Source organism: Jeotgalibacillus salarius (assembly GCF_004405125.1).
GTDB classification, from domain to species: Bacteria; Bacillota; Bacilli; order Bacillales; family Jeotgalibacillaceae; genus Jeotgalibacillus; species Jeotgalibacillus salarius.
The window spans coordinates 34,216-56,166 of the sequence record NZ_SORX01000005.1; the positions used below are offsets into that span (position 1 = coordinate 34,216).

A 21,951-nucleotide genomic window follows, 5' to 3' on the forward strand; every position below is an offset into this window, starting at 1 on the left:
CATGGTATCATAAAGTCAATACATTTTTCATATTGACATAGACCCGGCTGCTTGAACAGGAGGCATTAGATGGAGTACATAATTGGATCCGTCATTTTAGTAATCATATTGATCATCACTGCTTTTATTTTAAGAAAAAAGCAGTATAAAGAAGTCGATAAACTTGAAGAACAAAAACTGGACATACAACACAGACCAGTGCTTGAAGAAATGACAAAAGTGAAACAGTTAAATATGAATGGACAAACTGAGGCGCTCTTCGAAAAATGGAGAGAATCCTGGACAAATATTGTTGATAAGCAATTAGCAGAAGTGGACAGTATGCTATTTGATGCTGAAGAATATATCGACAAATTCAATTTTGGACAATCACGTAAAGTCCGTGAAAAAATTGCGGAAGAACTGAACAAGGCAGAAGAACATATGAATGAAATCTTAACCGAGCTCGAAGAATTAATGGGTAGTGATGAAAAGAATCGTGAAGAAATTCAGATCGTAGAGGCTGACCATAAAGAAGCAGCGTCTTTATTAAGAAACCGCCGCACACAATTTGGGAAAACTGCTGAACCGATTGAACGTAAAATTCAGGCACTTGAGCCCAAGCTCGATGAATATCATCAACTAACGGTCGAAGGTAATTACCTTCAGGCCAGAGAAACTGTTCTATATTTAACTTCTGAAATGAATGACATCAAATTAATGATGGAAGCTGCTCCGGAGCTGGCTGATGATTTAATTGATGAACTTCCTCATGAGCTCTCTGAATTAAAAGATGCGTGCAGGGAAATGGGTGAGCAGGCATATCCAATTCATCATCTCGCGCTTGAAGAAAACTGTCTGGAACTGGAGAATAAACTGAAAGAGGCAGAAAAGCATTTAGTCAGACTGGAGTTTATTGAAGCAGAAGAACTGAGAGTGGAAGTTCAGAAAAAAATTGACGCTGCTTTCACTGCGCTTGAAGAAGAAGTCAATGCCAGAACTGCTTTACCTGGAAAACAGGATCATGTCAGTAAACTGCTTGAAGCTTCAAATAGTAAAAATAAAGAGCTTATACGTGAAATGGATTATGTGCGGCAGGGGTATCAGCTCGATCAACATGACCTTGACCTTCCTAAAGATAAAGAAAATCAGCTGGAGAAACTTTCAAAAGAGTTTGAACAGCAAAACAAACAGCTGGAAAAACAGCTTGATCCGTATTCAGCAGTACTGAAAGAAATTGAAAAGATGGAAAGCCAGCTGTTGATCATTAATGAAGAACATCAAAAATATGCTTCAGAGTTAGAGCAGCTCAGAAGTGATGAACTGTCAGCAAGAGAACAGCAGGAATATCAAATTAAAACAGTTAGAGATCAGGAGAAAATAGTTGATAGTGCGAACCTTCCGAAAATCCCGGAATTCTGGTTTTTAGAACGAAAAGATATCATCAGACAGATCGAAGCGCTTGATTCACACCTTGCTGAACGTCCTATGAATATGAAAGCAATCAATCAGCATACGCTGACAACGGAAAAAATGATTGAAACTTTCTCGGAAAATACTGAAGAAATGATTCAGGCGGCAGCACAGGCTGAAAAAGTCATTCAATATGGCAACAGGTATAGAAGTCGTCATGAAACAGTGTTCATTGGCTTGAACGAAGCGGAACTTCTATTTAGAAATGGTGATTACCAAAATGCGCTAGAGCAGGCAGCTGAATCGATTGAAAAAATTGAACCGGGTGCACTCAGAAAGATCGACTCATTGTAAACAGGCTAAACCAAAAAGAGCAGTACATCCCAAACGGAGGGAGTACTGCTCTTTTACATTGCTTGTAAATCTTAATTCGAATAATTGGCTGAAGCGGCTGAACGAGACGACGATGGAATCAGCATGCCGATGATCCCACCGACAAGAGCAGGTATAATCCAGCCTAAGCTTTGGTCCATTAATGGCAAAAATGAAAAAGCGGAAGCAACTGCTGTAAACCCTGCTGCAGCTAGACCGTCACTGACACCTAAAATGAATGTTGGTATGATCGCGCCAATGTAGACCGATCTTTTTCCTTTAACTAATCCATCAAGAAAGGCCATACAAATCAACACAATTGTCATCGGATAAATCATGACCAGAACAGGGACTGAGACTGCGATCAGCTGTGCAAGTCCAATGTTTGCAACTAACATACTGAAAATGGAGAAAAATAAAACGAATTTTTTGTATGATACTTTTTGAAAGGTTTTTGAAAAATAAGATGATGCAGCAGAAACAAGACCAATTGAAGTCGTCAGACAAGCTGCACCAATCGCGATTCCCAGAATAATAGCGCCAGAAGGTCCATAAAGGTAATTTGCAGATGAAGAAAGCAAAGCGCCGCCATTATTCTGTGTCCCGATTGCATGAAGACTTGTTGCACCAAGGTAGCTGAGTGAGATATATACAGCGGCCAATCCGGTTGCGGCGATCATCCCTGCCATCGTTACTGCTTTGACAATCTGCTTGCGATCAGAAACCCCTTTGGACTGTATCGCTGATATGATGACAATGGCAAATACCAAAGCTGCAATTGCATCAAGCGTTAAGTATCCCTCTAAAAAGCCTGTTATAAAAGGTGAATCGACATATCCCCCACTAGCTTGTCCCGGCTCACCCATCGGATTAATAAACGCTCCTCCGACCAGTACTGCGAGGATAACGACAAGAACAGGCGTAAGTAGTTTACCAATTCTATCGACAAGTTTTGCGGGATTAAGTGATAACCATGCTGTAACGGTGAAAAACAATATTGAAAATAACAGCAGTGACCAGCCGCCAGCCGATTCCTGTGCAAGGAATGGTAGTACGCCAATCTCATATGAAACAGTTGCTGTCCTCGGAATCCCAAAGAACGGTCCAATTGCCAGGTACAGAATGATTGTAAAGATTATTCCGAAAATTGGGTGTACACGACTTGCCAGATCCAGTGGGCTGCCCCCTGACTTTGCAATGGCGATGACACCTAATAACGGAAGTCCTACTCCTGTCAGTAGAAAACCTGCAATTGCGATCCAGCTGCTGTCTCCGGCCTGCTGACCCAGTAAAGGAGGAAAAATCATATTACCTGCACCAAGAAAGAGCGCAAAAAGCATAAGGCCAATCGTGAAAACGCTGCCAAAAGTTATTTTATTGCTATTCATAATACCCTCCACCAAAGTTCTTTGTTTTTACCGCAACATCATATCATAGAAATGTTGGAATTTGTCGAATATAACAAAAGTCTAAAAAAAGAGAAAATTGTGTATACTCATCCCGCATCATTCTCCAAATAACATTGTGTACAGAGATATGTTAGGATTAATAAGGTTTAGGAAATTTAAAATTCAGATATATATATCAGCCCGTTTCAAGGTCAAATTTGATTAGTTGTGTTCTATATTTTAATTGATAATTTCAACTACGAAACAAAGCTGTTGATTGGAGTGGAAGACGTAGACTCCCGCCCCAGGAAGGGACAGGTGAGACCCCTCAGAGCAAAGCTCGAGGAGGCTAACCGCCCGGGGGCAGGAAAGCGAAGTCTTCCACGGAAATCATCAGCGGTTTATTAGAGAAGTAATGCTTAAAGAAAGAGTGATAATCATGATTTATCTGGATAATAGCGCAACGACTCAGCCTCATCCGGAAGTTGTTTCTTCATATATAAAGGTAAATGAACAGTTTTATGGTAATCCTTCATCCATTCACCGGTTTGGTGAAAAAGCTTCTTCGCTTTTTGTGAAGGCAAAAAAGCAGTGCAGCGACCTTTCAGGAATCGCTGACTGTAATGTCATTTTTACATCGGGAGGGACTGAATCAAATAACCTTGCGATTAAAGGTTCTGTTCATGCATTGGCAGCAAAAGGAAAGCATTTAATCACAACTGTCATCGAACATCCATCTGTACTCGAAGTGTTTAAGGAGCTTGAGAAAAAAGGTTTTGACGTGACCTATTTACCTGTAAATGAAGCAGGCGTGATTTCTTTAGATGGCCTTAAACAGGCGTTAAGAAAAGATACGATATTTGTTTCGATCATGTATGTGAATAATGAAATTGGCAGTGTTCAGCCAATAAAAGAAGCTGGTGAGATCATTAAAGCCCAGTCTGGCGCACGCTTTCATTCAGATGCTGTACAGGGTTTTGGGAAACTTCCGACGGACTTTGATTGTCTGGACCTGATTACTTTGTCAGCGCATAAATTTCATGGGCTAAAGGGTTCCGGCCTGCTTGCTTTTAAAAAGGGTCTGAGCATCACGCCGGAAATGATTGGCGGAGGACAGCAGGAAGGGTTCAGGAGCGGAACTCTGAATACAGCTGGAGTGGTGGCACTCGCTAAGGCCATGCGTCTTGCTTCAGAAAGTCGGGAAGACGCTTTCAATAGGCTGTCTGTTTATAATCAATTGCTGAGACGCTTTTTTGAAGGTCAAAATGAGGTGACAGTCATTTCTTCACACAATGCTGCTCCTCATATTTTATCAATTGCAGTACCGGGATTAACAGGCGAAGTGATCGTACATGCACTTGATCAAAGAGAAGTGTATATCACCACTTCAAGCGCATGTTCATCTAAATTAAACAAAAAAAGCCACGTGCTTTCTGCATGTGGACTTAATGATCAAGATATACGCGGTGCTGTAAGGATCAGTCTGGGTGCCATGCAGTCAGAAAAGGACATAAAAGAATTTATCAGGACCTGGCAGGAAGTCATTCCGCCATTACTGAAAGGAGTAAAGTAATCATGCAAATAGACCGGATATTAATCCGTTACGGGGAAATTTCTACTAAAGGAAGGAACCGTAATAAATTTATCAAACGACTCCAGCAAAATATAGCAGATGCATGTTCAGATCTCACCCGGTTTCATATTGAATCAGGGAGAGACAGAATGCATTTAGAGCTGAACAATGCTGATGAAGCAGATCAGATCATGGACAGGCTTAAAATTATTTTCGGTATTCAATCATTCAGTCCGGTAGTGAAATCAGGAAGAGATCTGGATGAAGTGAAAAATCATGCTTCACAGCTTGTGAAGTCAGTTGCAACAGAAGGTACTTTATTCAAAGTAAAAGCGAGAAGAGCTGATAAAAATTATCCGCTGGATACAAACGAGTTGAATTACGAAATCGGTTCTCACGTACTAAGAGAGGTCCCTGGCTTAAAAGTTGAAATGAAAAAACCCGAAGTTGAACTGACTGTTGAAGTAAGAAGTGAAGCGGTGTATTTGTCGGCGCAAACGATCCAGGGTGCAGGCGGAATGCCAATCGGTTCAGGAAATAAAGCAGTACTGATGCTATCAGGAGGCCTCGACAGTCCTGTTGCAGGATATCAGATGATGAAAAGAGGTGTCGAACTGGAGGCCGTTCACTTCTTCAGTCCGCCATTTACCAGTGAAAAATCTAAAGAAAAAGTAAAACAATTGGCATCTGAGCTTGCAGGATTTTCTGGTTCAGTTAAACTTCATATTGTACCTTTTACAAAAATTCAGCAGACTATTCACCAGCAGGTTCCTGAAAATTACACAATGACGTCAACGCGAAGAATGATGCTCCGTATATCAGATGAGATTAAGAATAAAACAGGGGCAAGAGCGATTGTAACAGGTGAAAGTCTCGGTCAGGTAGCAAGTCAGACACTTGAAAGTATGGAGGCGATCAATGCCGTTACACATGCACCCGTTTTGCGCCCGCTGATTGCTTCGGATAAAACGGATATTATAGAGATCGCAAAAAAGATCGGCACGTATGAAACGTCTATTCTGCCTTACGAAGACTGCTGTACAATTTTTACGCCTGCAGCCCCGAAAACAAGGCCCAAAACTGAAAAAGTTGCATTCTACGAAAGCTTTATTGATTTTGATGAAATGATCCGGGAAGCTGTCGAAAATACTGAAGTAATCACCTTAAAACCCGGTTATCAGTCAGATGAAGATGAAGAAATTGACCTTTTTTAAACTCTTGTGAACATTTACCATTAATAAGCCGTGTGTTATTGCACATTCTATAGTCACAAGGAGGTGATAGCACATGGCAAACAGAAGCTCAAATCAGCTTGTTGTTCCAGGTGTAGAACAAGCTCTTGATCAAATGAAATACGAAATTGCTACTGAGTTTGGCGTACAGCTTGGAGCTGACTCTACAGCACGCGCAAACGGTTCAGTAGGTGGGGAAATCACTAAGCGTCTAGTTCAGATGGCTGAACAACAGCTTAGCGGATACCAGAAATAATGAATAAAAAACAGCAGGTGTCCATTATGGCGCCTGCTGTTTTTACGATTTGCCATTCCTCAATACAGATTTAAAGTGAAAACACTTCATCTTTCGAAATATTTTTTGTACACTGAGTATAAATGTGTCGAAAGTAGAGGGATTACATATGCTGCAGCTTTTTAAAAATGGAACAATTTATACAATGGAAAATGAACATACAACGGTCGATGCCTTATTAACAAGTAACGGTAAAATAAAAGCGGTTGGATCTGAAAAAGAAGTCAGGTCTGCTGCAGGAAGTGAAGAAATAACGACAGTGGATTTAGACGGAAAAACCATGTTCCCCGGTTTTGTGGACAGCCATTTACATCTGGTTGGTGTAGGGGAAACGCTACTCAGACTTGATTTGTCCGACATGACTTCAAAGAACGAAGTGCTTGAAGCCGTAAGAAAAAAAGCCCGCGAATTATCAAAAGGTGAATGGATTCAGGGTGACGGCTGGAATGAAAACCAATGGGAGGATTCATCAGTACCAACTGCGGAAGAACTGGATGAGGCAGCGCCGGATCATCCTGTAATTTTAAAAAGAATTTGCCGGCATGCAGTTGTGGTTAATTCTTTTGCGTTATTTCTTGCAAGAATTGATGCCGGGACTCCTGACCCTGAAGGTGGAGTGATTGAACGGCGTGAAGAGAAGCTTACCGGACAATTAAAGGATCAGGCACAGGATTTAATGATTCCTGCACTGCCACCTATTGAAGAAGAGTATATTCAAACTGCATTAAAAACAGCACTTGAACACGCGTGGTCTCTCGGGTTAACAGGAGGTCATACTGAAGATTTAAGCTATTATGGTGATTTTACACGAACGTACCGTGCATTCCAGAAAGTCATTGAAGAAGATGGACGTCCTTTCCGTGCACATCTGCTGGTACATCACCATGTAATCGAAGACTGGCACAGGCAGGGGCACTCGTTCAGATCAGGTTCACGCTACGTTGAATTTGGTGCAATGAAAATCTTTGCCGACGGAGCACTTGGAGGGCGGACCGCACTCCTGAAAAATGGTTATGCAGATGACCCGGGTGAAAAAGGCGTCGCAATCCATTCACCTGAAAAACTAAAACAGCTCGTTTGGAAAGCGAGGCAGTACGATATGCCGGTTGCTGTTCATACAATTGGTGATCAGGCATTTGAATATATCATTGATGCAATTGAAGCGTTTCCTTCCAATGGAGAAAGAGATCGATTGATCCACGCACAGATCCTTGATGAAGAATTAATCAAGCGAGCAGAGAAGCTGCCGATTGTGCTGGATATTCAGCCAAGATTTGTGCCCTCAGATTTTCCATGGGTAGAAGTCCGAATAGGAAAAGACCGGATGAAATGGAACTATGCATGGAAAACACTCATGGACAGAGGAATTGCACTTGCCGGAGGCTCAGATGCACCAATCGAACCGGTGGCACCACTACTAGGCATTCATGCAGCGGTTACGCGTACAAAGCCGGAGGATGAAAATAAAACAGTGTATGGTGAAAGTGAAAAATTATCAATGTATGAAGCCATTTCACTATTCACTAAAGGGAGTGCGTTCGCCTGTCATCACGAACATGACAGAGGCATTATCAAGCCAGGTTTTGCTGCAGACTTTACTGTACTAGAAGCGGATCCGTTCAAAGAAAATCCGGATCGTCTGCTTACAATGGATGTCGAACGCACAATCGTGGATGGAAAGACGGTTTACTCAAAAAAATGATGATTATTTGAACCGCTGCCCCTCTCCATGGAGGACTGCGCTTTCCGCACCCGTCCGGACGAGCCTCCTCACCGCTTCGCGCCTGCGGGGTCTCGTCTGTCCTTACTGGTGCAGGAGTCTCCGTCCTCCACTACGAGGGCCAGCTGAATGTCTTTGAGAAGGTAAAACAACTTTTTAAAAGGGGTTATATGTTTAATTAATCCTTGTAAAAATTCGAGATTAGCCATTAACTTATCTAATGGTGTGAATTGAATGGTAGAACGGGGCGGTATGATGGAGAATGAAGAAAGAAGAGGCATAATTTATACTGCCCTTGCTTATACATTATGGGGATTACTGCCGCTTTACTGGAAGTTTGTTCAGCATGTATCGGCAGATGAAATTCTGGCAAATCGCATTTTCTGGTCATTTTGGTTTATGCTCGTATTGCTGATTGCAACAAAGCAGTTCAACCACTTTAAAACAGAGGCACTTTCTCTTTTCAAAAGACCCAAACTGCTTGCTGCTTTAGTAACGGCATCTGTTTTGATCAGCATTAACTGGTTTGTATACATATGGGCAGTGAATTCAGAACAAATGGTAGAAGCAAGTTTGGGGTATTATATTAACCCACTGGTTTCTGTTTTGTTAGGTGTTTTTGTATTGAAGGAAGTTCTATCGAAAGCACAGGTTTTATCTTTTATTTTAGCGCTTATAGGTGTATTGATATTAACCATTTCATATGGCAGTTTCCCCTGGATCGCTTTTGCACTGGCATTTTCATTCGGTCTCTACGGGCTTGTGAAGAAAATGCTGCGCGTGAATGCAGCAATTGGTTTAACACTCGAAACGATGACGATTATGCCGATTGCACTTCTTTATCTTGGCTATTTGCAACAAACAGAAGTTTTATCAATATTGCACGTGTCATTAAGCACGGATTTATTGTTAATTGGTGCCGGAGCAGTAACTGCTATACCACTGCTATTATTCGCGAATGGCGCTCAGCGGATTCCGCTGTTTATGGTCGGTTTCCTTCAGTATATTGCACCGACACTTACATTGATTCTCGGGGTGTTTTTATATGGAGAACCTTTTACAGCAATTGATTTAATATCATTTATATTTATTTGGCTCAGTCTGACTGTCTTTACAGTTTCAAGAATGAGGCTGTCAAGACAGACGAGATTGCGCAGAAAACAATAAAAGCTGCGGGGGAATCCCGCAGCTTTACTGTTATAAAAATGTTCTCTTCACTTTTTCCCAGAAAGAATTATCTTTCAGCTTTACAGTTTTAACGAGATTGTCGCTTAATGACAGATCAACGTGATTAACATGGCTGATCCCGAGCGCTTCGTTGTCGAGGCCCATAACAGGGTAGTCATTGCCATCCTGTGTGACTGAAAGTCGAAGCTTTCGCTGACCGCTCAGGATAAATGACGAACCAAGTGTACGGAACCTGTTGCTGTTCACAGAAGCGAGTTCGCTTACCTGCATACATGGAAGCATTGGATCCACGACAGCGCCACCAACTGATTTATTATATGCAGAGCTTCCTGTAGGTGTCGAAATAATCATGCCGTCACCACGGAACGTTTCAAAGTGCAGGTCATCAATATGTACATCCATCACGAATGTTTTAATGATACCAGAGCGGATACTGAATTCATTCAGACAAAGGAAGCTTGTTTCATCATCAACTGTAACCTGAATTGTAGGGTACTTTCTAATTTCAATCTGATCCTGTGTCATCGCTTCAATCATAGATGAAATGTCATCTACATGAAAGTCGCAGTAGAGGCTCTTTTTACCTGAGTCTGACACGCCTGCATAGAGGCAGTCCTGTCTGAATCCGGTTTTTCTGACAGCCTGAAGAAATGCACCATCACCACCAAGACTTACAATAATATTAGCTTTTTTATAGTCCTGAACAACGGTGAAGTTGTAACGTTCAGCAAGTTCCTGAAGCATACGAAGGTGCTCTTTTGCAGTTTCAGTTTTACGTGCGTAAAAATAAATATTTCTTCTTTCAGTCATGTGAATCCCTCCAAATCAAACTTTAATGAATGGTGTTAAATTAAGCATACAAAAAGAATGATTAAAGTGTATCATGAAATGAAACATATCTGAAAGCAGAACGTATAGACAAGAGAGAGAATACAGGAGGTTTTAGAAATGAATACAAAAAGATGGATTGCGCTCGGAATTGCAGGAGTATTATTTATTGTGTCCGCTGGTATTAACTTTGCGACAGCTGCGCTTTCGACTGATTTTAACGAAATGTTTTCTTCGTTTGAAACAACGGATGGTCTTTCTGAAGAGGTTATTGAAACTGGCAGTGCCACTAACCGGATTGCTGTGATTGATTTAAATGGAACGATTCAGGATACAGGTGAAACTGGTGGATTACTTGGTGCTGCCGGTTATAATCACGCTCACTTCATGGAACAGCTTAACCAGGTGAAAGAAGATGTTTCCATTAAAGGGGTCGTATTAAGTGTCAATACACCAGGTGGCGGTGTCGTTGAAAGTGCACAAATTCACGATAAGATTTTAGAAATTCAGGAAGAAGCCGGTAAGACTGTGTATGTATCGATGGGTGCACAGGCTACATCAGGCGGTTATTATGTAGCTGCGCCTGCTGATAAAATTTTTGCCAGCAGGGAAACGATGACAGGCTCACTTGGCGTTATTCTGCAAAGCATTAATTATGGAGAGCTTGCTGAGAATTACGGTGTAGAGTTCGTTACAGTTACTTCAGGCGAATTTAAAGACATGCTGAATCCGGCAGAAGAAGTGCGGGAAGAGGACCTCGAAATCGTACGCAGTATTTTAAATGATTCTTACGATGGTTTTGTTGATGTGATTGCAAACGGACGTGAAATGTCTGAGGACAGAGTAAGAGAGATTGCTGATGGCCGTATTTACAATGGCGTTCAGGCACTTGAGCTTGATCTGATTGACGAATTTGGGTATGAAGAAGATGTGATCAGCGCAATAAAAACAGATCTTGACATTGAAAATGCATCTGTCATCCATTATGGAATGCCAAATGACCTGAGCTCACTGCTTTCACTGCAGGTGCAAAAGACGCTCGGCGGACTTGAGGGTCAAATTCTTTCAGAAGTGATGAGTCATACTGGCGGACCACGCCCAATGTACTTGTACGCTGATTAAAAGGAGGAAGCTGAATGGAAACGAATGAAACAAATCACCTGGCAACACCAGCTTTCCTACCTCATTACGGCGGATTCTGGATCCGGGTATGCGCATATCTATTCGATCTGCTTGTCATTGGCGCACTTAACGGGTTATTGGTTTATCCTGTGTTCAGATTAAGCGGTCTGGAAATGGGAAGCGGTATGTTCAGTGGCGTTAACATAGTCACAGCCATAGTGTTTTTTGCTTATTTTGTATTAATGACAAAATTCTTTGGTCAGACTCTTGGAAAAATGATTTTCGGTTTGAGAGTTGTTTCAAAAGAAGGAAAACGTCCCGGCTGGATAACTGTGATCATCAGAGAGCTTGCAGGCCGCTACATTTACACTTCGATTACTTTTTTTGGACTTCCTTTCCTGGCGATTCTTTACGCGGTTGCAGCATTTACGCCAAAAAAGCAGGGTATCCACGATATTTTTGCGGATACTGCGGTTGTTCATGAGAGAACAGTTGTCAGACCTGAAACGGCTAACGTATAAATAAAACATAAAAGGGCAGTTTATCATAGAGGTGCGATCTATGATAAAGCTGCTCTTTTTATTATTACTCCCATTATTTTTAATGTGCAGGTGTAAATGTCATATTAATGCCGATTGGAAAGGAAAGTATATTAATATGTTCATCGTGATCAAAGTAGCAGGAATTAAAATTAAACGCTGGCATATACCAATTGAGTTATCTTTGGAACCTGATTATAAGCTCAACAGCAATAATAAGAAATTTACTAAAAATGACCTCCACAGTGTTAAAGAAAACCTTCAAAAGATTAAAGAGAAAGTTTTTGATTTGAAACACTGGATAAAAGACAGTTTGAAAGGATTTAAAGTTGACTCGTTACATTTATCAGCAGGTGTAGGAGTGGACAGACCTGACTGGTGTGCCTGGCTAAATGGAGGTATTGGTATTTTACAGTCAATCATTGTTCAACAGATTTCCAGATTTATAAAGCTGGATACGCGACCTTATATTTCAATTCATCCCATCTATTACTCATCACCATTTACCGCAGCATGCACCTGCATAATTTCGGTTTCTTTTGCACACCTTATTAAAGCAGGCGTGATTCTATTATTCAGAAGAATCACAGTGAAGCAGAAAAAAGCGAGGAAGCAGGTGGCTTAGTTGGAACATCCAATCGAAGGTGTTATGACGACAGCAATGGAACAGCTTAAGGAAATGGTTGATGTAAATACGATTATAGGAGATCCGGTGGAAACGGCAGACGGAAGTACAATTATGACCGTATCACGCGTCCGCTTCGGTTTTGCAGCTGGTGGAAGTGATTATCAGACTACTTATGAAGAAGCAGCAGAGCTTCCTTTTGGTGGTGGCAGCGGAGGCGGTGTGTCAATTACCCCGGTCGCATTTCTGATAGTTGGCAAAGACGGTATTCATCTTCACCACATGAATGAGGGTGCACATTTACTTGAAAAATTAATGGATATGGCACCGGATGCTGTCAGCAGAATATCGGATGTGTTTCGCCGGGATGAAACATATTAGTTGATTGCCTCTTCTCCCTTTCAGTATGATGAAGAAGAATACATATACTGAAGGAGGATTTACATGGCTTCTATTACTTTTAAAAACAATCCGGTAACATTACTTGGCAATGAGGTAAAAGTAGGTGACAAGGCACCTGAGTTTACAGTTCTTGCAAATGATTTGTCACCTTTTCATCTGAAAGATTCTGCAGAAAAAGTAAAAATTATCAGTGTTGTTCCTTCACTTGATACAGGAGTTTGCGATGCTCAGACACGAAAATTCAATGAAGAAGCAGCAAAGCTTAACAACACTGAGGTTCTGACTATCTCTGTTGACCTTCCATTTGCTCAAAGACGCTGGTGCGGTGATAATGGACTCGAACACGTCATTACACTTTCAGACCACCGGGATTTATCATTCGGACAGGCTTACGGTGTAGCCATTGAAGAGATGAGATTGCTTGCGCGTGCGGTATTCGTTATCGACACAAATGACAAGATTACGCACGTTGAGTATGTGCAAGAAGCAACTAATCATCCAAATTACGATGAAGCGATTGAAGCTGCAAAAAAAGCAGCGTAATGTAAGAAAGCCGTCATGGCTTTCTTTTTTTTTGATACATGTTAAAATGAATCGTCAGAAATTAAACAGGAGGCACGAACCTATGAGCATATCACCTGTAGAATCTATTTTTACATTATTGAATGAAACTGCTCAGCAAATGCAGGAAGTTCATTCAATTTCATACCTTGAAGCACTCGCAGAATCAGGAGAACACTGGTTTACAAACAATGTGGAGGAAACAGACCCCAAACTGAAGAAGAAGCTTGAAGAACAGTATGCAAAATATTCACTTGAATCCTTCTCACAGGATGACAGACGAAAAGCTTTTCAGCTCGCTGTTCTTAAAGGGATGAAAGAACACACCCAGCCGAATCATCAAATGACACCGGATTCCATTGCAATGGTTATCGGCTATTTGCTTGAGAAGTTCACAGAAGGTCAGGAGAAAATTACGCTGCTTGATCCTGCACTTGGAACAGGTAATCTGGTACTTTCAATGATGAATCAGTTAAATGGTAAAATTGAAGTGGCACACGGTGTGGAGATTGATGAGGTCCTTATCAGATTAGCCTATACCGGCGCAAACCTTTCGCAGCAGCCGATTCATTTATATACACAGGATTCACTTGAACCATTATTTATCGATCCGGCGGACTCAGTGGTTAGCGATCTGCCTGTTGGGTATTACCCGAATGATGATAGAGCAGCAGATTATAAGCTGAAGGCGAAAGAAGGCCATTCTTACGCACATCATTTATTTATCGAGCAGTCACTTAAACATGTTAAAGACGGAGGATATTTATTTTTCCTTGTGCCTAACGGATTATTTGAATCTCCGCTTTCAGGACAATTGCATGAATTCTTAAAAGAGGAAGCGCATATTCAGGGGCTGATTAAACTGCCGCAATCCCTATTTAAAAATGAGCAGTCTGCAAAAAGTGTTCTGATCCTGCAAAAACAGGGTGAACATACAAAACCGCCAAAACAGGTCTTGCTTGCTGAAATGCCTAAACTCTCGAATGGTCCTGCCGTACAGCAGATGATGACTAAGATACAGCAGTGGATGAAAGAGAATAAATAAGTTAAAAATCCGCATTATTCATTCGAACATGAAGATGCGGATTTTATTTTAATTGCTTCAGTTCAGCACATACACCCCCTATATTCCTGCTTCAACTTTTCGATGGATCCAATTCCGGCGCCCAGTCCTTCGGGTCATAAGCTACGGAGCGAAGAAGGGGAAGAGCACTTTTTTCCCGCTCCGCGCCTTATACCTGTCAGAGCTAAGCAAGCGCCCTCTACTTTTCTTTGTCCAGTTCCAGACGCTAGCTTCTCGGGTCATAAGCCACGTAGCGAAAAAAGAAAAGAGCACCCTTCTCCAGCTCCGCGTCTTATGCCTGTCGAAGCTGAACAAGCGCCTTACACTTTTCTGAAAATAAACACTTTTACATGTAAACGTTGCCACTGCAAGCTTTCCCTTGAAGCCATTCAGTTAGAGTGATTAAATGAACATGGATAGTAAATTGTTTAACAGGGTATAAAGTTAATACCTATGTTTTTCACATAAAAGGAGCGATTAAATTTTATGACTAAAGTCATTGCAATTAACGCAGGAAGCTCTTCACTGAAATTTCAGCTTTTCGAAATGCCACAGGAAGAAGTAATCACAAAAGGTTTAATCGAACGAATCGGATTAAATGATAGTGTATTCACAATCTCAGTAAATGGAGAAAAGCAAAAAGAAGTAACGGATATTCCTGATCATGAAGTAGCAGTGAAGCTTCTGCTTGATAAGCTGACTTCAGCAGGTATTATTCAATCACTTGATGAAATCAATGGTGTAGGACACCGCGTTGTTCACGGTGGTGAAGTATACAGTGATTCGGTTTTGATTACAGATAAAGACATTGAGAAATTTGAAGAATTGTCAGAGCTTGCACCGCTTCATAATCCTGCAAACATTACAGGTATTAAGGCATTCCAGAATGTGTTGCCAAATGTACCTGCAGTTGCAGTATTTGATACAGCCTTCCATCAGACAATGCCAGATAGCTCTTTCTTATACAGTCTTCCATACGACTATTATAAAGATTTCGGTATCCGTAAGTATGGTTTCCATGGCACGTCACATAAATATGTGTCACAGCGAGCTTCAGAGATGCTTGGACGTCCGCTTGAACAGCTCCGTCTAATTTCATGTCACCTTGGTAATGGTGCGAGTATTGCTGCAATTGAAGGCGGCCGTTCAATCGATACATCTATGGGCTTTACGCCTCTTGCAGGTGTTACGATGGGTACGAGAAGCGGTAATATTGACCCTGCACTGATTCCATTTATCATGGAAAAAACAGATCAGTCAGCAGAAGGTGTGCTGAACGTACTGAATAAACAATCAGGTATGCTAGGTGTATCAGGTTTCTCAAGTGATCTGCGTGATATCGAAGTTCAATCAGCAGAAGGTAACGAACGTGCTAAATTAGCACTTGATGTATTCTCAAACCGTATTCACAAATATATTGGATCATATGCTGCACGTATGAATGGTGTTGATGCCATTATCTTCACTGCAGGTATCGGAGAAAACAGTGACGTAATCCGTGCAGAGGTACTCAAAGGTCTTGAGTTCATGGGTGTTTACTGGGATCCGGCACTGAACAAAACGCGCGGAGAAGAAGCATTCATCAACTATCCTCATTCTCCTGTAAAAGTTTTAGTGATTCCAACGGATGAAGAAGTCATGATCGCACGCGATGTAACGCGTTTAACTTAATAAGGAATCCTAACTGCACATCTATGTTTGTTTACTAAACGTAGATGTGCAGTTTTTGTTTATTATTACGTTTCATTGTAATTATGCAATTGAGCTGCCACTTGGAGTACGGGGCGTAGACTCCTGTGGAAAAACGGATGGCTAAGACCCCGCAGGACAGTGGTTTTCTGCCTGAGGAGGCTTAGACGTTCGTCCACGGAAAGCGGAGTCCCGGACGGAAAGGGGGCAGCGGTTTTTAAAAGAGTTTATGTTTTTTAAATAACATTCAATAGTATAATAAAGGAAAAGAAAGGTGAGGTGGTTGGATGAGTTGGACAGCTCGCGATCAGGAAGTGTTAAACGAAATAGAACAATGGAGACAGACCCTTGGGAAAGTTGCAGGAAACGACCTGACAAACGTCTATTCAAAATGGATAGAGCGCTCATTTTCACTAATGCCGGATGACTTAAAAAAAGAAATTTTCTCACACATCGACACATCGTTATTTCATATACATAGTACAATGCAGGGGTTCCAGCTGCAGCAGGATGAAAGAGAAAGCATTTTAAGAACAGCAAAAGCTTTTGATGACTCAATTTTTCAGATAGAAGATATACGGAAACTGAAAATTGATCAGCTTAACTATCTCTCACTTCAACAGCGCGGGAGACACAGGCTGTATTCACTTCTTCAAGGCGGTATAGCAGGGTCAGGGGGAACGGCAGCTTTTATAAGTGATCTGATTGCGCTGCTGATTATTAATATACGTGCGATTCAATATACAGCAGCTGCATATGGCCGTGATGTACACACCCCATATGAAATGACGATCGCATTAAAGCTTTTCCATGCATCAACTTTACCAAGGAAGTTTCAGGGAGAAGCCTGGGATGAACTATTAGACACATTAAACAATGTACAGAGCGATTATTTCTTTACCGGCAGTGACGAATTAACGAATGAACGATGGCTTGAAGGACCGGGTCTGCAGCTTTTTAAAACGCTTGCGATCAGAATGTTTAAAAATAAACGTGCAGGAGGATACCCTGTCATATCTATGGCGATCGGTGCAGCTGCCAACTATCAGCTCACAAGAAATGTAACTGAATATGCAGAGCGATTTTATCAATACCGCTATCTGGTGGAAAAGAACAGTTAACGCTGTTCTTTTTTATTTTGTTTACTTTTATAAACTGTGCAGGGGAATTCCTTCACTTTTCGCGGACGAACGATCAGACCAATGTAGAAAAGCAGAGCCTTCCGGAATCTTGGTCGATGGTTTTCCACAGTGAGTATTTGGAATACGCCGTCACTTATATTTACAAATCATAAATCATATAAAATCAGAATATTTAATCTTTTATTTTTTTATTCAGATGTGTTGCATCTTTATAAATAGCCTGTTATGATACATTCATCATATAAAGAATAAATATACAAATTAATTTATAAAAATACGAAAGAGGTTGATTTTAATGACAAAAAATAAAAAAGTAGTTTTAGCATATTCAGGCGGACTTGATACATCAGTTGCAATTCAGTGGTTAAAAGATCAGGGATACTCGGTAGTTGCATGCTGCCTTGACGTAGGTGAAGGAAAAGATCTTGATTTTGTGAAAGAAAAAGCGTTGACGGTTGGTGCTGTTGACAGTTATGTCATTGATGCAAAAGAAGAGTTCGCTCAGGACTTTGCTTTGATCGCACTGCAGGCTCATACAATGTATGAAGGGAAGTATCCACTTGTATCAGCACTGTCAAGACCATTGATTGCTAAAAAGTTAGTTGAAGTTGCTGAAAAGACCGGTGCATCTGCTGTTGCACACGGCTGTACTGGAAAAGGCAACGATCAGGTACGTTTTGAAGTAGCGATCAACGGCTTGAACCCTGAACTTGAAGTATTGGCACCTGTACGTGAGTGGGGATGGTCGAGAGAAGAAGAAATTAATTATGCAAAAGAGCATAATATTCCGATTCCGATTAACCTGGACAGCCCGTACTCAATTGACCAGAATCTTTGGGGCAGAAGTAATGAGTGCGGCGTTCTTGAAGATCCGTGGGCAGCTCCTCCAGAAGGTGCTTATGACCTTACATCTTCAATTGAGACTGCACCAAACTCACCTGAAATGATTGAAATTACATTTGAAAATGGTGTGCCGATTGCTCTGAATGGACAAGGCATGGAATTATCAGCAATGATTCTGAAGCTGAACGATATTGCAGGTAAACACGGTGTTGGAAGAATCGACCATGTTGAAAATCGTCTTGTAGGAATCAAGTCGAGAGAAGTGTATGAGTGCCCTGGTGCAATTACGCTAATGAAGGCGCACAAGGAGCTTGAAGATTTGACACTTGTAAAAGAAATGGCTCACTTTAAGCCGGTTATTGAAAAGAAACTGACTGAAATGATTTATGAAGGACTATGGTTCTCTCCGCTCACTGATGCTTTGAAAGCATTTTTGCAGGAAACACAGCAGTATGTAAATGGCGTTGCGAGAGTTAAACTGTTTAAAGGACACGCAATTGTTGAAGGAAGAACTTCTCCAAATTCTCTATATAATGAAAAGCTTGCAACTTATACTTCTGATGACGAGTTTGATCATGCTGCAGCTGTTGGTTTTATCAAGCTTTGGGGACTTCCAACGAAAGTTCATTCAATGGTTCAGAAGGAATCAAAAGGTGTGACGACTTCATGAGTAAACTTTGGGGAGGACGCTTTTCGCAGTCACCCGAAGAGTGGGTTGATGAATTCAATGCCTCAATCGGGTTCGATCAAAATTTAGTAATGGAAGACCTGGAAGGGTCTGAAGCTCATGTCACTATGCTTGGTGAATGTGGCATATTAGAACAATCAGAAGTGAACGACATACTAAAAGGCCTTTCTGTGCTGAAAGAAAAAGCGCAGAAAGGTGAACTTCCATATTCCGTTCAAAATGAAGATATTCATTTGAACCTTGAGCATTTTCTGATTCAGGAAATCGGTCAGGTCGGTGGAAAGCTTCACACAGGCAGAAGCAGAAATGACCAGGTCGCAACGGATATGCACTTATATTTAAAAAACAGAGTCATTGAAATTCAGGAGCTGATCCGTTCTGTACAACAGGCAATCGTCAAACAGGCGGAACAGCATGTGGAAACAATTGCACCGGGATATACTCATCTTCAGCGTGCCCAGCCAGTATCATTTGCGCATCATCTGATGGCTTACTTCTGGATGCTTGAAAGAGATTATGAGCGGTTAAATGATTCGTTGAAAAGAATTGATGTCTCACCGCTTGGTGCTGGAGCACTTGCCGGAACGACTTTTCCGATCAATAGAAAGCGTTCTGCAGAATTGCTTGGTTTCGCTGGAGTTTATGAAAATAGTATGGACGCTGTGAGCGACCGTGACTTTATCGTGGAATTTCTGTCAAACGCATCAATGACAATCATGCATCTCTCAAGATTTTCTGAAGAAATGATTATCTGGTCAAGCCAGGAATTTCAATTTATTGAGCTGGCAGATGCTTTTTCAACCGGCAGCAGTATTATGCCGCAGAAAAAAAATCCTGATATGGCTGAGCTTGTGAGAGGGAAAACCGGGAGAGTGTTTGGACATTTAGTCTCAATGCTGACTGTGCTGAAAGGTCTTCCTCTAGCGTATAACAAAGATATGCAGGAAGACAAAGAAGGTATGTTCGATACAGTTCATACGTTAATGGGATCATTAAAAATCTTCGCAGGTATGATTAATACAATGAAGATAAAGACCGATCAATTAGCAAAAGCAGTCAATGAAGATTTTTCGAATGCCACAGAACTTGCGGATTACCTTGCATCTAAAGGAATGCCGTTCCGTGAAGCGCATGAAGTTGTTGGCAAGCTTGTGCTGACATGCATTAATCAGGGGATCTATCTGAAAGACCTACCATTAAGCGAAATGACAGCCGCTTCTTCATTAATCCAGAATGATATCTATCATGTGCTGGAACCTGCACAGGCAGTGAAGCGACGTGAATCAGAAGGCGGTACAGGCTTTGAACAGGTTAAAATTCAGCTGAAGAAAGCTGAAGGAATTATTAAAGATAGTGTAAAGGCTTAAAACAGTATAAAAAAGAGAGAACTTTTTGACGAGTTCTCTCTTTTGCTATTTAAATATCCAAATCCTTCGCTTCTTTTTCCGGAGGCTGGTCGGTACGGACAACGAGTACATCGCACTTGGCAGCCCGCACTATGTGCTCTGAAATACTTCCGATCAGGAAACGTTCCATCGCATTAAGACCAGTCGCGCCACAAATGATGAGGTCTGCTTCAACTTTATGTGCAAATTCCTTAGGAACAAGCACTTTCGGAGAACCGTATTCTACAAATACATTAACCTTTCCAACACCTTTGCTTTCCGCTTCTTTCTTGTAATCGTTCAGCATTTCTTCAGCAAAAGTTTCTGCTCTCTTCGCAACACTTCTGTCGTACGCTTCAACAACCGCAAAAGAGCGTGTATCAATTACATGAAGCAGGTTCAGTGTTGCATCATTTCTTTTCGCGATATCAATTGACTTTTTAAAAGCCCACTCCGCTTCCTTAGAGCCGTCTACGGCAACTAGAATGTGGTCATAGCTTAATGTCATTTTGATCGCCTCCTTTACTTATATATTACACCGAATCATGTCAATATTCCTGCTAATTATGAGAAATTTCTGACTGATTTGTGACTAAATTTTGTAAAAGGGTATAAAAGATACAGGCTGAAGTAAATACAATCAAACCAGGTGATAGATTGTCAGGTATCAGTAAATATATAGGAACAAAAAGGGTTACTGTTAACAGTGCTGAGAAGTTTGTATAATGACCTCCCATTCCCAAACGGGTGAGGTGTTCCTTTTTAATAGACAGTTTTTTAATAAAGAGATAATCCGCAATGATGACTGCTGATAAAGGAATAACGGCTGCACCAAGCAGTGAAATATATTTTTCTGCTTCATCAACGATTGAAGGAAACAGACTTAGCGCTGTTGCTGCGACTCCGAAAATAAGTGCACTCTTAACACGTCCAAGCCTGGGAACAGCATTTAACAAGCTGTAACCACCTGTATAAGCATTGCTGAGATTAATAGAAATCATTGAAATAATCGCACCAGCAGCGATCAATAGGATAGCAGGTGAAGAATCTGTTAACTGACTGGCCGATACAAATGGGTTAACTGATTGGAGCGCTGAAGCAAATAATGCACCAAGTAATGCCACAACAGTAAAGCCAGCAACATTACCTGCAAGTACGCCAAGAAACCCTTCACGAGGTGATTTTGCATAGCGTGTAATGTCCGATGAAGCGCTGACGCCGGAAACATATTGCATAAAAGCAAGACTTCCGTAAAAGAAACATGTACCAAGAGAAAATTCACCTTTAGCAATTAAACTGGTGTCTTGAGAGATCAATTCAATGATCAGGTACAACATGAGCAATTGGCTGATAAATAAAATTGGAATGAACCATTTGATTGTTTTCTTTACAGCCTCAAAACCGATTAAAGCAAGTACGCCCATAATGATTGAAAATAGCGGAGCGAGTAAATAAAGAGAAAGATAAACCCCTGCAAATTCCAAAAGCAGAAATTGGACAACAATAGAGCCACCAATTGTCTGCACTGCAAACCAATATAATGAAGTGAGAGAGCGTACAGGTGAGGCAAAGTGCATGGAAAGCCTGGACCCGATCATCGTTCTGATGACATATTGAGCAGGAAGGCCGTATCTTGCTCCTGGAAGTGATAATAGAGAAACTAAAATAAATGCCATGATGGCACCAGTCAAAGTTGACGCAATAGCCCAGCCGGCAGATAGGCCACCTGCAGTGACTGCTAAGGCAGGGACAAGGACATTGCCTGTATTGACAGAGAAAGCCATCTGGATAAATGCATAATCATACCAGCGTGTTTTTTTCTCGGATTCAGGCACTTCAGAAAGACCGATTGTTTCAATTTGAATTTTTCTTTTACTTGTTACACTCGTCATCATTAAACCCCT

General features: G+C 41.3%; 20 protein-coding genes. 16 read left to right on the forward strand and 4 right to left on the reverse strand.

Annotated elements, in window-relative coordinates; genetic code table 11:
- Positions 1 to 69: 69 nt before the first annotated feature.
- Positions 70 to 1,746 carry a septation ring formation regulator EzrA gene (locus E2626_RS09555; RefSeq protein ID WP_134381536.1) on the forward strand — a complete coding sequence of 559 codons (1,677 nt, stop codon included), beginning with the start codon at positions 70 to 72 and terminating at the stop codon, positions 1,744 to 1,746.
- Positions 1,747 to 1,817: 71 nt separating this feature from the next.
- Here E2626_RS09555 and brnQ read toward each other — a convergent pair whose 3' ends face one another.
- Complete coding sequence (gene brnQ, locus E2626_RS09560) at positions 1,818 to 3,152, reverse strand: branched-chain amino acid transport system II carrier protein (protein WP_134381537.1); 1,335 nt, start codon at positions 3,150 to 3,152, stop codon at positions 1,818 to 1,820.
- 439 nt (positions 3,153 to 3,591) lie between these two features.
- Here brnQ and E2626_RS09565 point away from each other — a divergent pair, with 439 nt between their 5' ends.
- The 5 genes from E2626_RS09565 to rarD all read left to right on the forward strand — a co-directional run bounded on the left by E2626_RS09565 (position 3,592) and on the right by rarD (position 9,139).
- Complete coding sequence (locus E2626_RS09565) at positions 3,592 to 4,725, forward strand: cysteine desulfurase family protein (RefSeq protein ID WP_134381538.1); 1,134 nt, start codon at positions 3,592 to 3,594, stop codon at positions 4,723 to 4,725.
- A gap of 2 nt (positions 4,726 to 4,727) precedes the next feature.
- Positions 4,728 to 5,939 (forward strand): tRNA uracil 4-sulfurtransferase ThiI, encoded by a 1,212-nt coding sequence (gene thiI, locus E2626_RS09570; protein WP_208528136.1) that lies wholly within the window; start codon positions 4,728 to 4,730, stop codon positions 5,937 to 5,939.
- Between the two features lie 73 nt (positions 5,940 to 6,012).
- Positions 6,013 to 6,213 carry an alpha/beta-type small acid-soluble spore protein gene (locus E2626_RS09575; RefSeq protein ID WP_039810396.1) on the forward strand — a complete coding sequence of 67 codons (201 nt, stop codon included), beginning with the start codon at positions 6,013 to 6,015 and terminating at the stop codon, positions 6,211 to 6,213.
- Between the two features lie 148 nt (positions 6,214 to 6,361).
- Positions 6,362 to 7,954 carry an amidohydrolase gene (locus E2626_RS09580; protein WP_134381773.1) on the forward strand — a complete coding sequence of 531 codons (1,593 nt, stop codon included), beginning with the start codon at positions 6,362 to 6,364 and terminating at the stop codon, positions 7,952 to 7,954.
- 252 nt (positions 7,955 to 8,206) lie between these two features.
- Positions 8,207 to 9,139 carry an EamA family transporter RarD gene (gene rarD / locus E2626_RS09585; RefSeq protein ID WP_244094290.1) on the forward strand — a complete coding sequence of 311 codons (933 nt, stop codon included), beginning with the start codon at positions 8,207 to 8,209 and terminating at the stop codon, positions 9,137 to 9,139.
- A gap of 30 nt (positions 9,140 to 9,169) precedes the next feature.
- Here the strand turns inward: rarD and E2626_RS09590 are convergent, their stop codons facing one another.
- Positions 9,170 to 9,970: an NAD kinase gene (locus tag E2626_RS09590; RefSeq protein WP_134381540.1), complete on the reverse strand. Its 801-nt coding sequence runs from the start codon at positions 9,968 to 9,970 to the stop codon at positions 9,170 to 9,172.
- Positions 9,971 to 10,108: 138 nt separating this feature from the next.
- Here E2626_RS09590 and sppA point away from each other — a divergent pair, with 138 nt between their 5' ends.
- The 10 genes from sppA to argH all read left to right on the forward strand — a co-directional run bounded on the left by sppA (position 10,109) and on the right by argH (position 20,029).
- On the forward strand, positions 10,109 to 11,110 hold the full coding sequence (gene sppA, locus E2626_RS09595) for a signal peptide peptidase SppA (RefSeq protein ID WP_134381541.1): 1,002 nt from the start codon (positions 10,109 to 10,111) through the stop codon (positions 11,108 to 11,110).
- 14 nt (positions 11,111 to 11,124) lie between these two features.
- Entirely contained in the window at positions 11,125 to 11,631 is a 507-nt protein-coding gene (locus E2626_RS09600; protein ID WP_134381542.1) for an RDD family protein, read from the forward strand.
- Between the two features lie 136 nt (positions 11,632 to 11,767).
- Positions 11,768 to 12,274, forward strand: coding sequence for a hypothetical protein (locus tag E2626_RS09605; RefSeq protein WP_134381543.1), 507 nt, complete (start codon positions 11,768 to 11,770; stop codon positions 12,272 to 12,274).
- Positions 12,275 to 12,655 (forward strand): GerW family sporulation protein, encoded by a 381-nt coding sequence (gene ytfJ, locus E2626_RS09610; protein ID WP_134381544.1) that lies wholly within the window; start codon positions 12,275 to 12,277, stop codon positions 12,653 to 12,655. It begins immediately after the preceding gene.
- Positions 12,656 to 12,718: 63 nt separating this feature from the next.
- Positions 12,719 to 13,219 (forward strand): thiol peroxidase, encoded by a 501-nt coding sequence (gene tpx, locus E2626_RS09615; protein WP_134381545.1) that lies wholly within the window; start codon positions 12,719 to 12,721, stop codon positions 13,217 to 13,219.
- Between the two features lie 82 nt (positions 13,220 to 13,301).
- Positions 13,302 to 14,282, forward strand: a complete 981-nt coding sequence (locus E2626_RS09620; RefSeq protein WP_134381546.1) for a class I SAM-dependent methyltransferase — start codon at positions 13,302 to 13,304, stop codon at positions 14,280 to 14,282.
- A 504-nt stretch (positions 14,283 to 14,786) separates the two neighbouring features.
- On the forward strand, positions 14,787 to 15,971 hold the full coding sequence (locus E2626_RS09625; protein WP_134381547.1) for an acetate kinase: 1,185 nt from the start codon (positions 14,787 to 14,789) through the stop codon (positions 15,969 to 15,971).
- Between the two features lie 305 nt (positions 15,972 to 16,276).
- Positions 16,277 to 17,110 carry an EcsC family protein gene (locus E2626_RS09630; protein WP_134381548.1) on the forward strand — a complete coding sequence of 278 codons (834 nt, stop codon included), beginning with the start codon at positions 16,277 to 16,279 and terminating at the stop codon, positions 17,108 to 17,110.
- Between the two features lie 316 nt (positions 17,111 to 17,426).
- Positions 17,427 to 18,644 (forward strand): argininosuccinate synthase, encoded by a 1,218-nt coding sequence (locus E2626_RS09635; protein WP_134381549.1) that lies wholly within the window; start codon positions 17,427 to 17,429, stop codon positions 18,642 to 18,644.
- The gene (gene argH, locus E2626_RS09640; RefSeq protein ID WP_134381550.1) at positions 18,641 to 20,029 is read left to right on the forward strand and encodes an argininosuccinate lyase; all 1,389 of its coding nucleotides are present in this window, start codon (positions 18,641 to 18,643) and stop codon (positions 20,027 to 20,029) included. The genes E2626_RS09635 and argH overlap by 4 nt, the downstream gene beginning before the upstream one ends.
- 49 nt (positions 20,030 to 20,078) lie before the next feature.
- Here argH and E2626_RS09645 read toward each other — a convergent pair whose 3' ends face one another.
- Positions 20,079 to 20,555 carry a universal stress protein gene (locus tag E2626_RS09645; RefSeq protein WP_134381551.1) on the reverse strand — a complete coding sequence of 159 codons (477 nt, stop codon included), beginning with the start codon at positions 20,553 to 20,555 and terminating at the stop codon, positions 20,079 to 20,081.
- 52 nt (positions 20,556 to 20,607) lie between these two features.
- Positions 20,608 to 21,939, reverse strand: a complete 1,332-nt coding sequence (locus tag E2626_RS09650) for a purine-cytosine permease family protein (protein WP_244094291.1) — start codon at positions 21,937 to 21,939, stop codon at positions 20,608 to 20,610.
- Between the last annotated feature and the right edge of the window lie 12 nt (positions 21,940 to 21,951).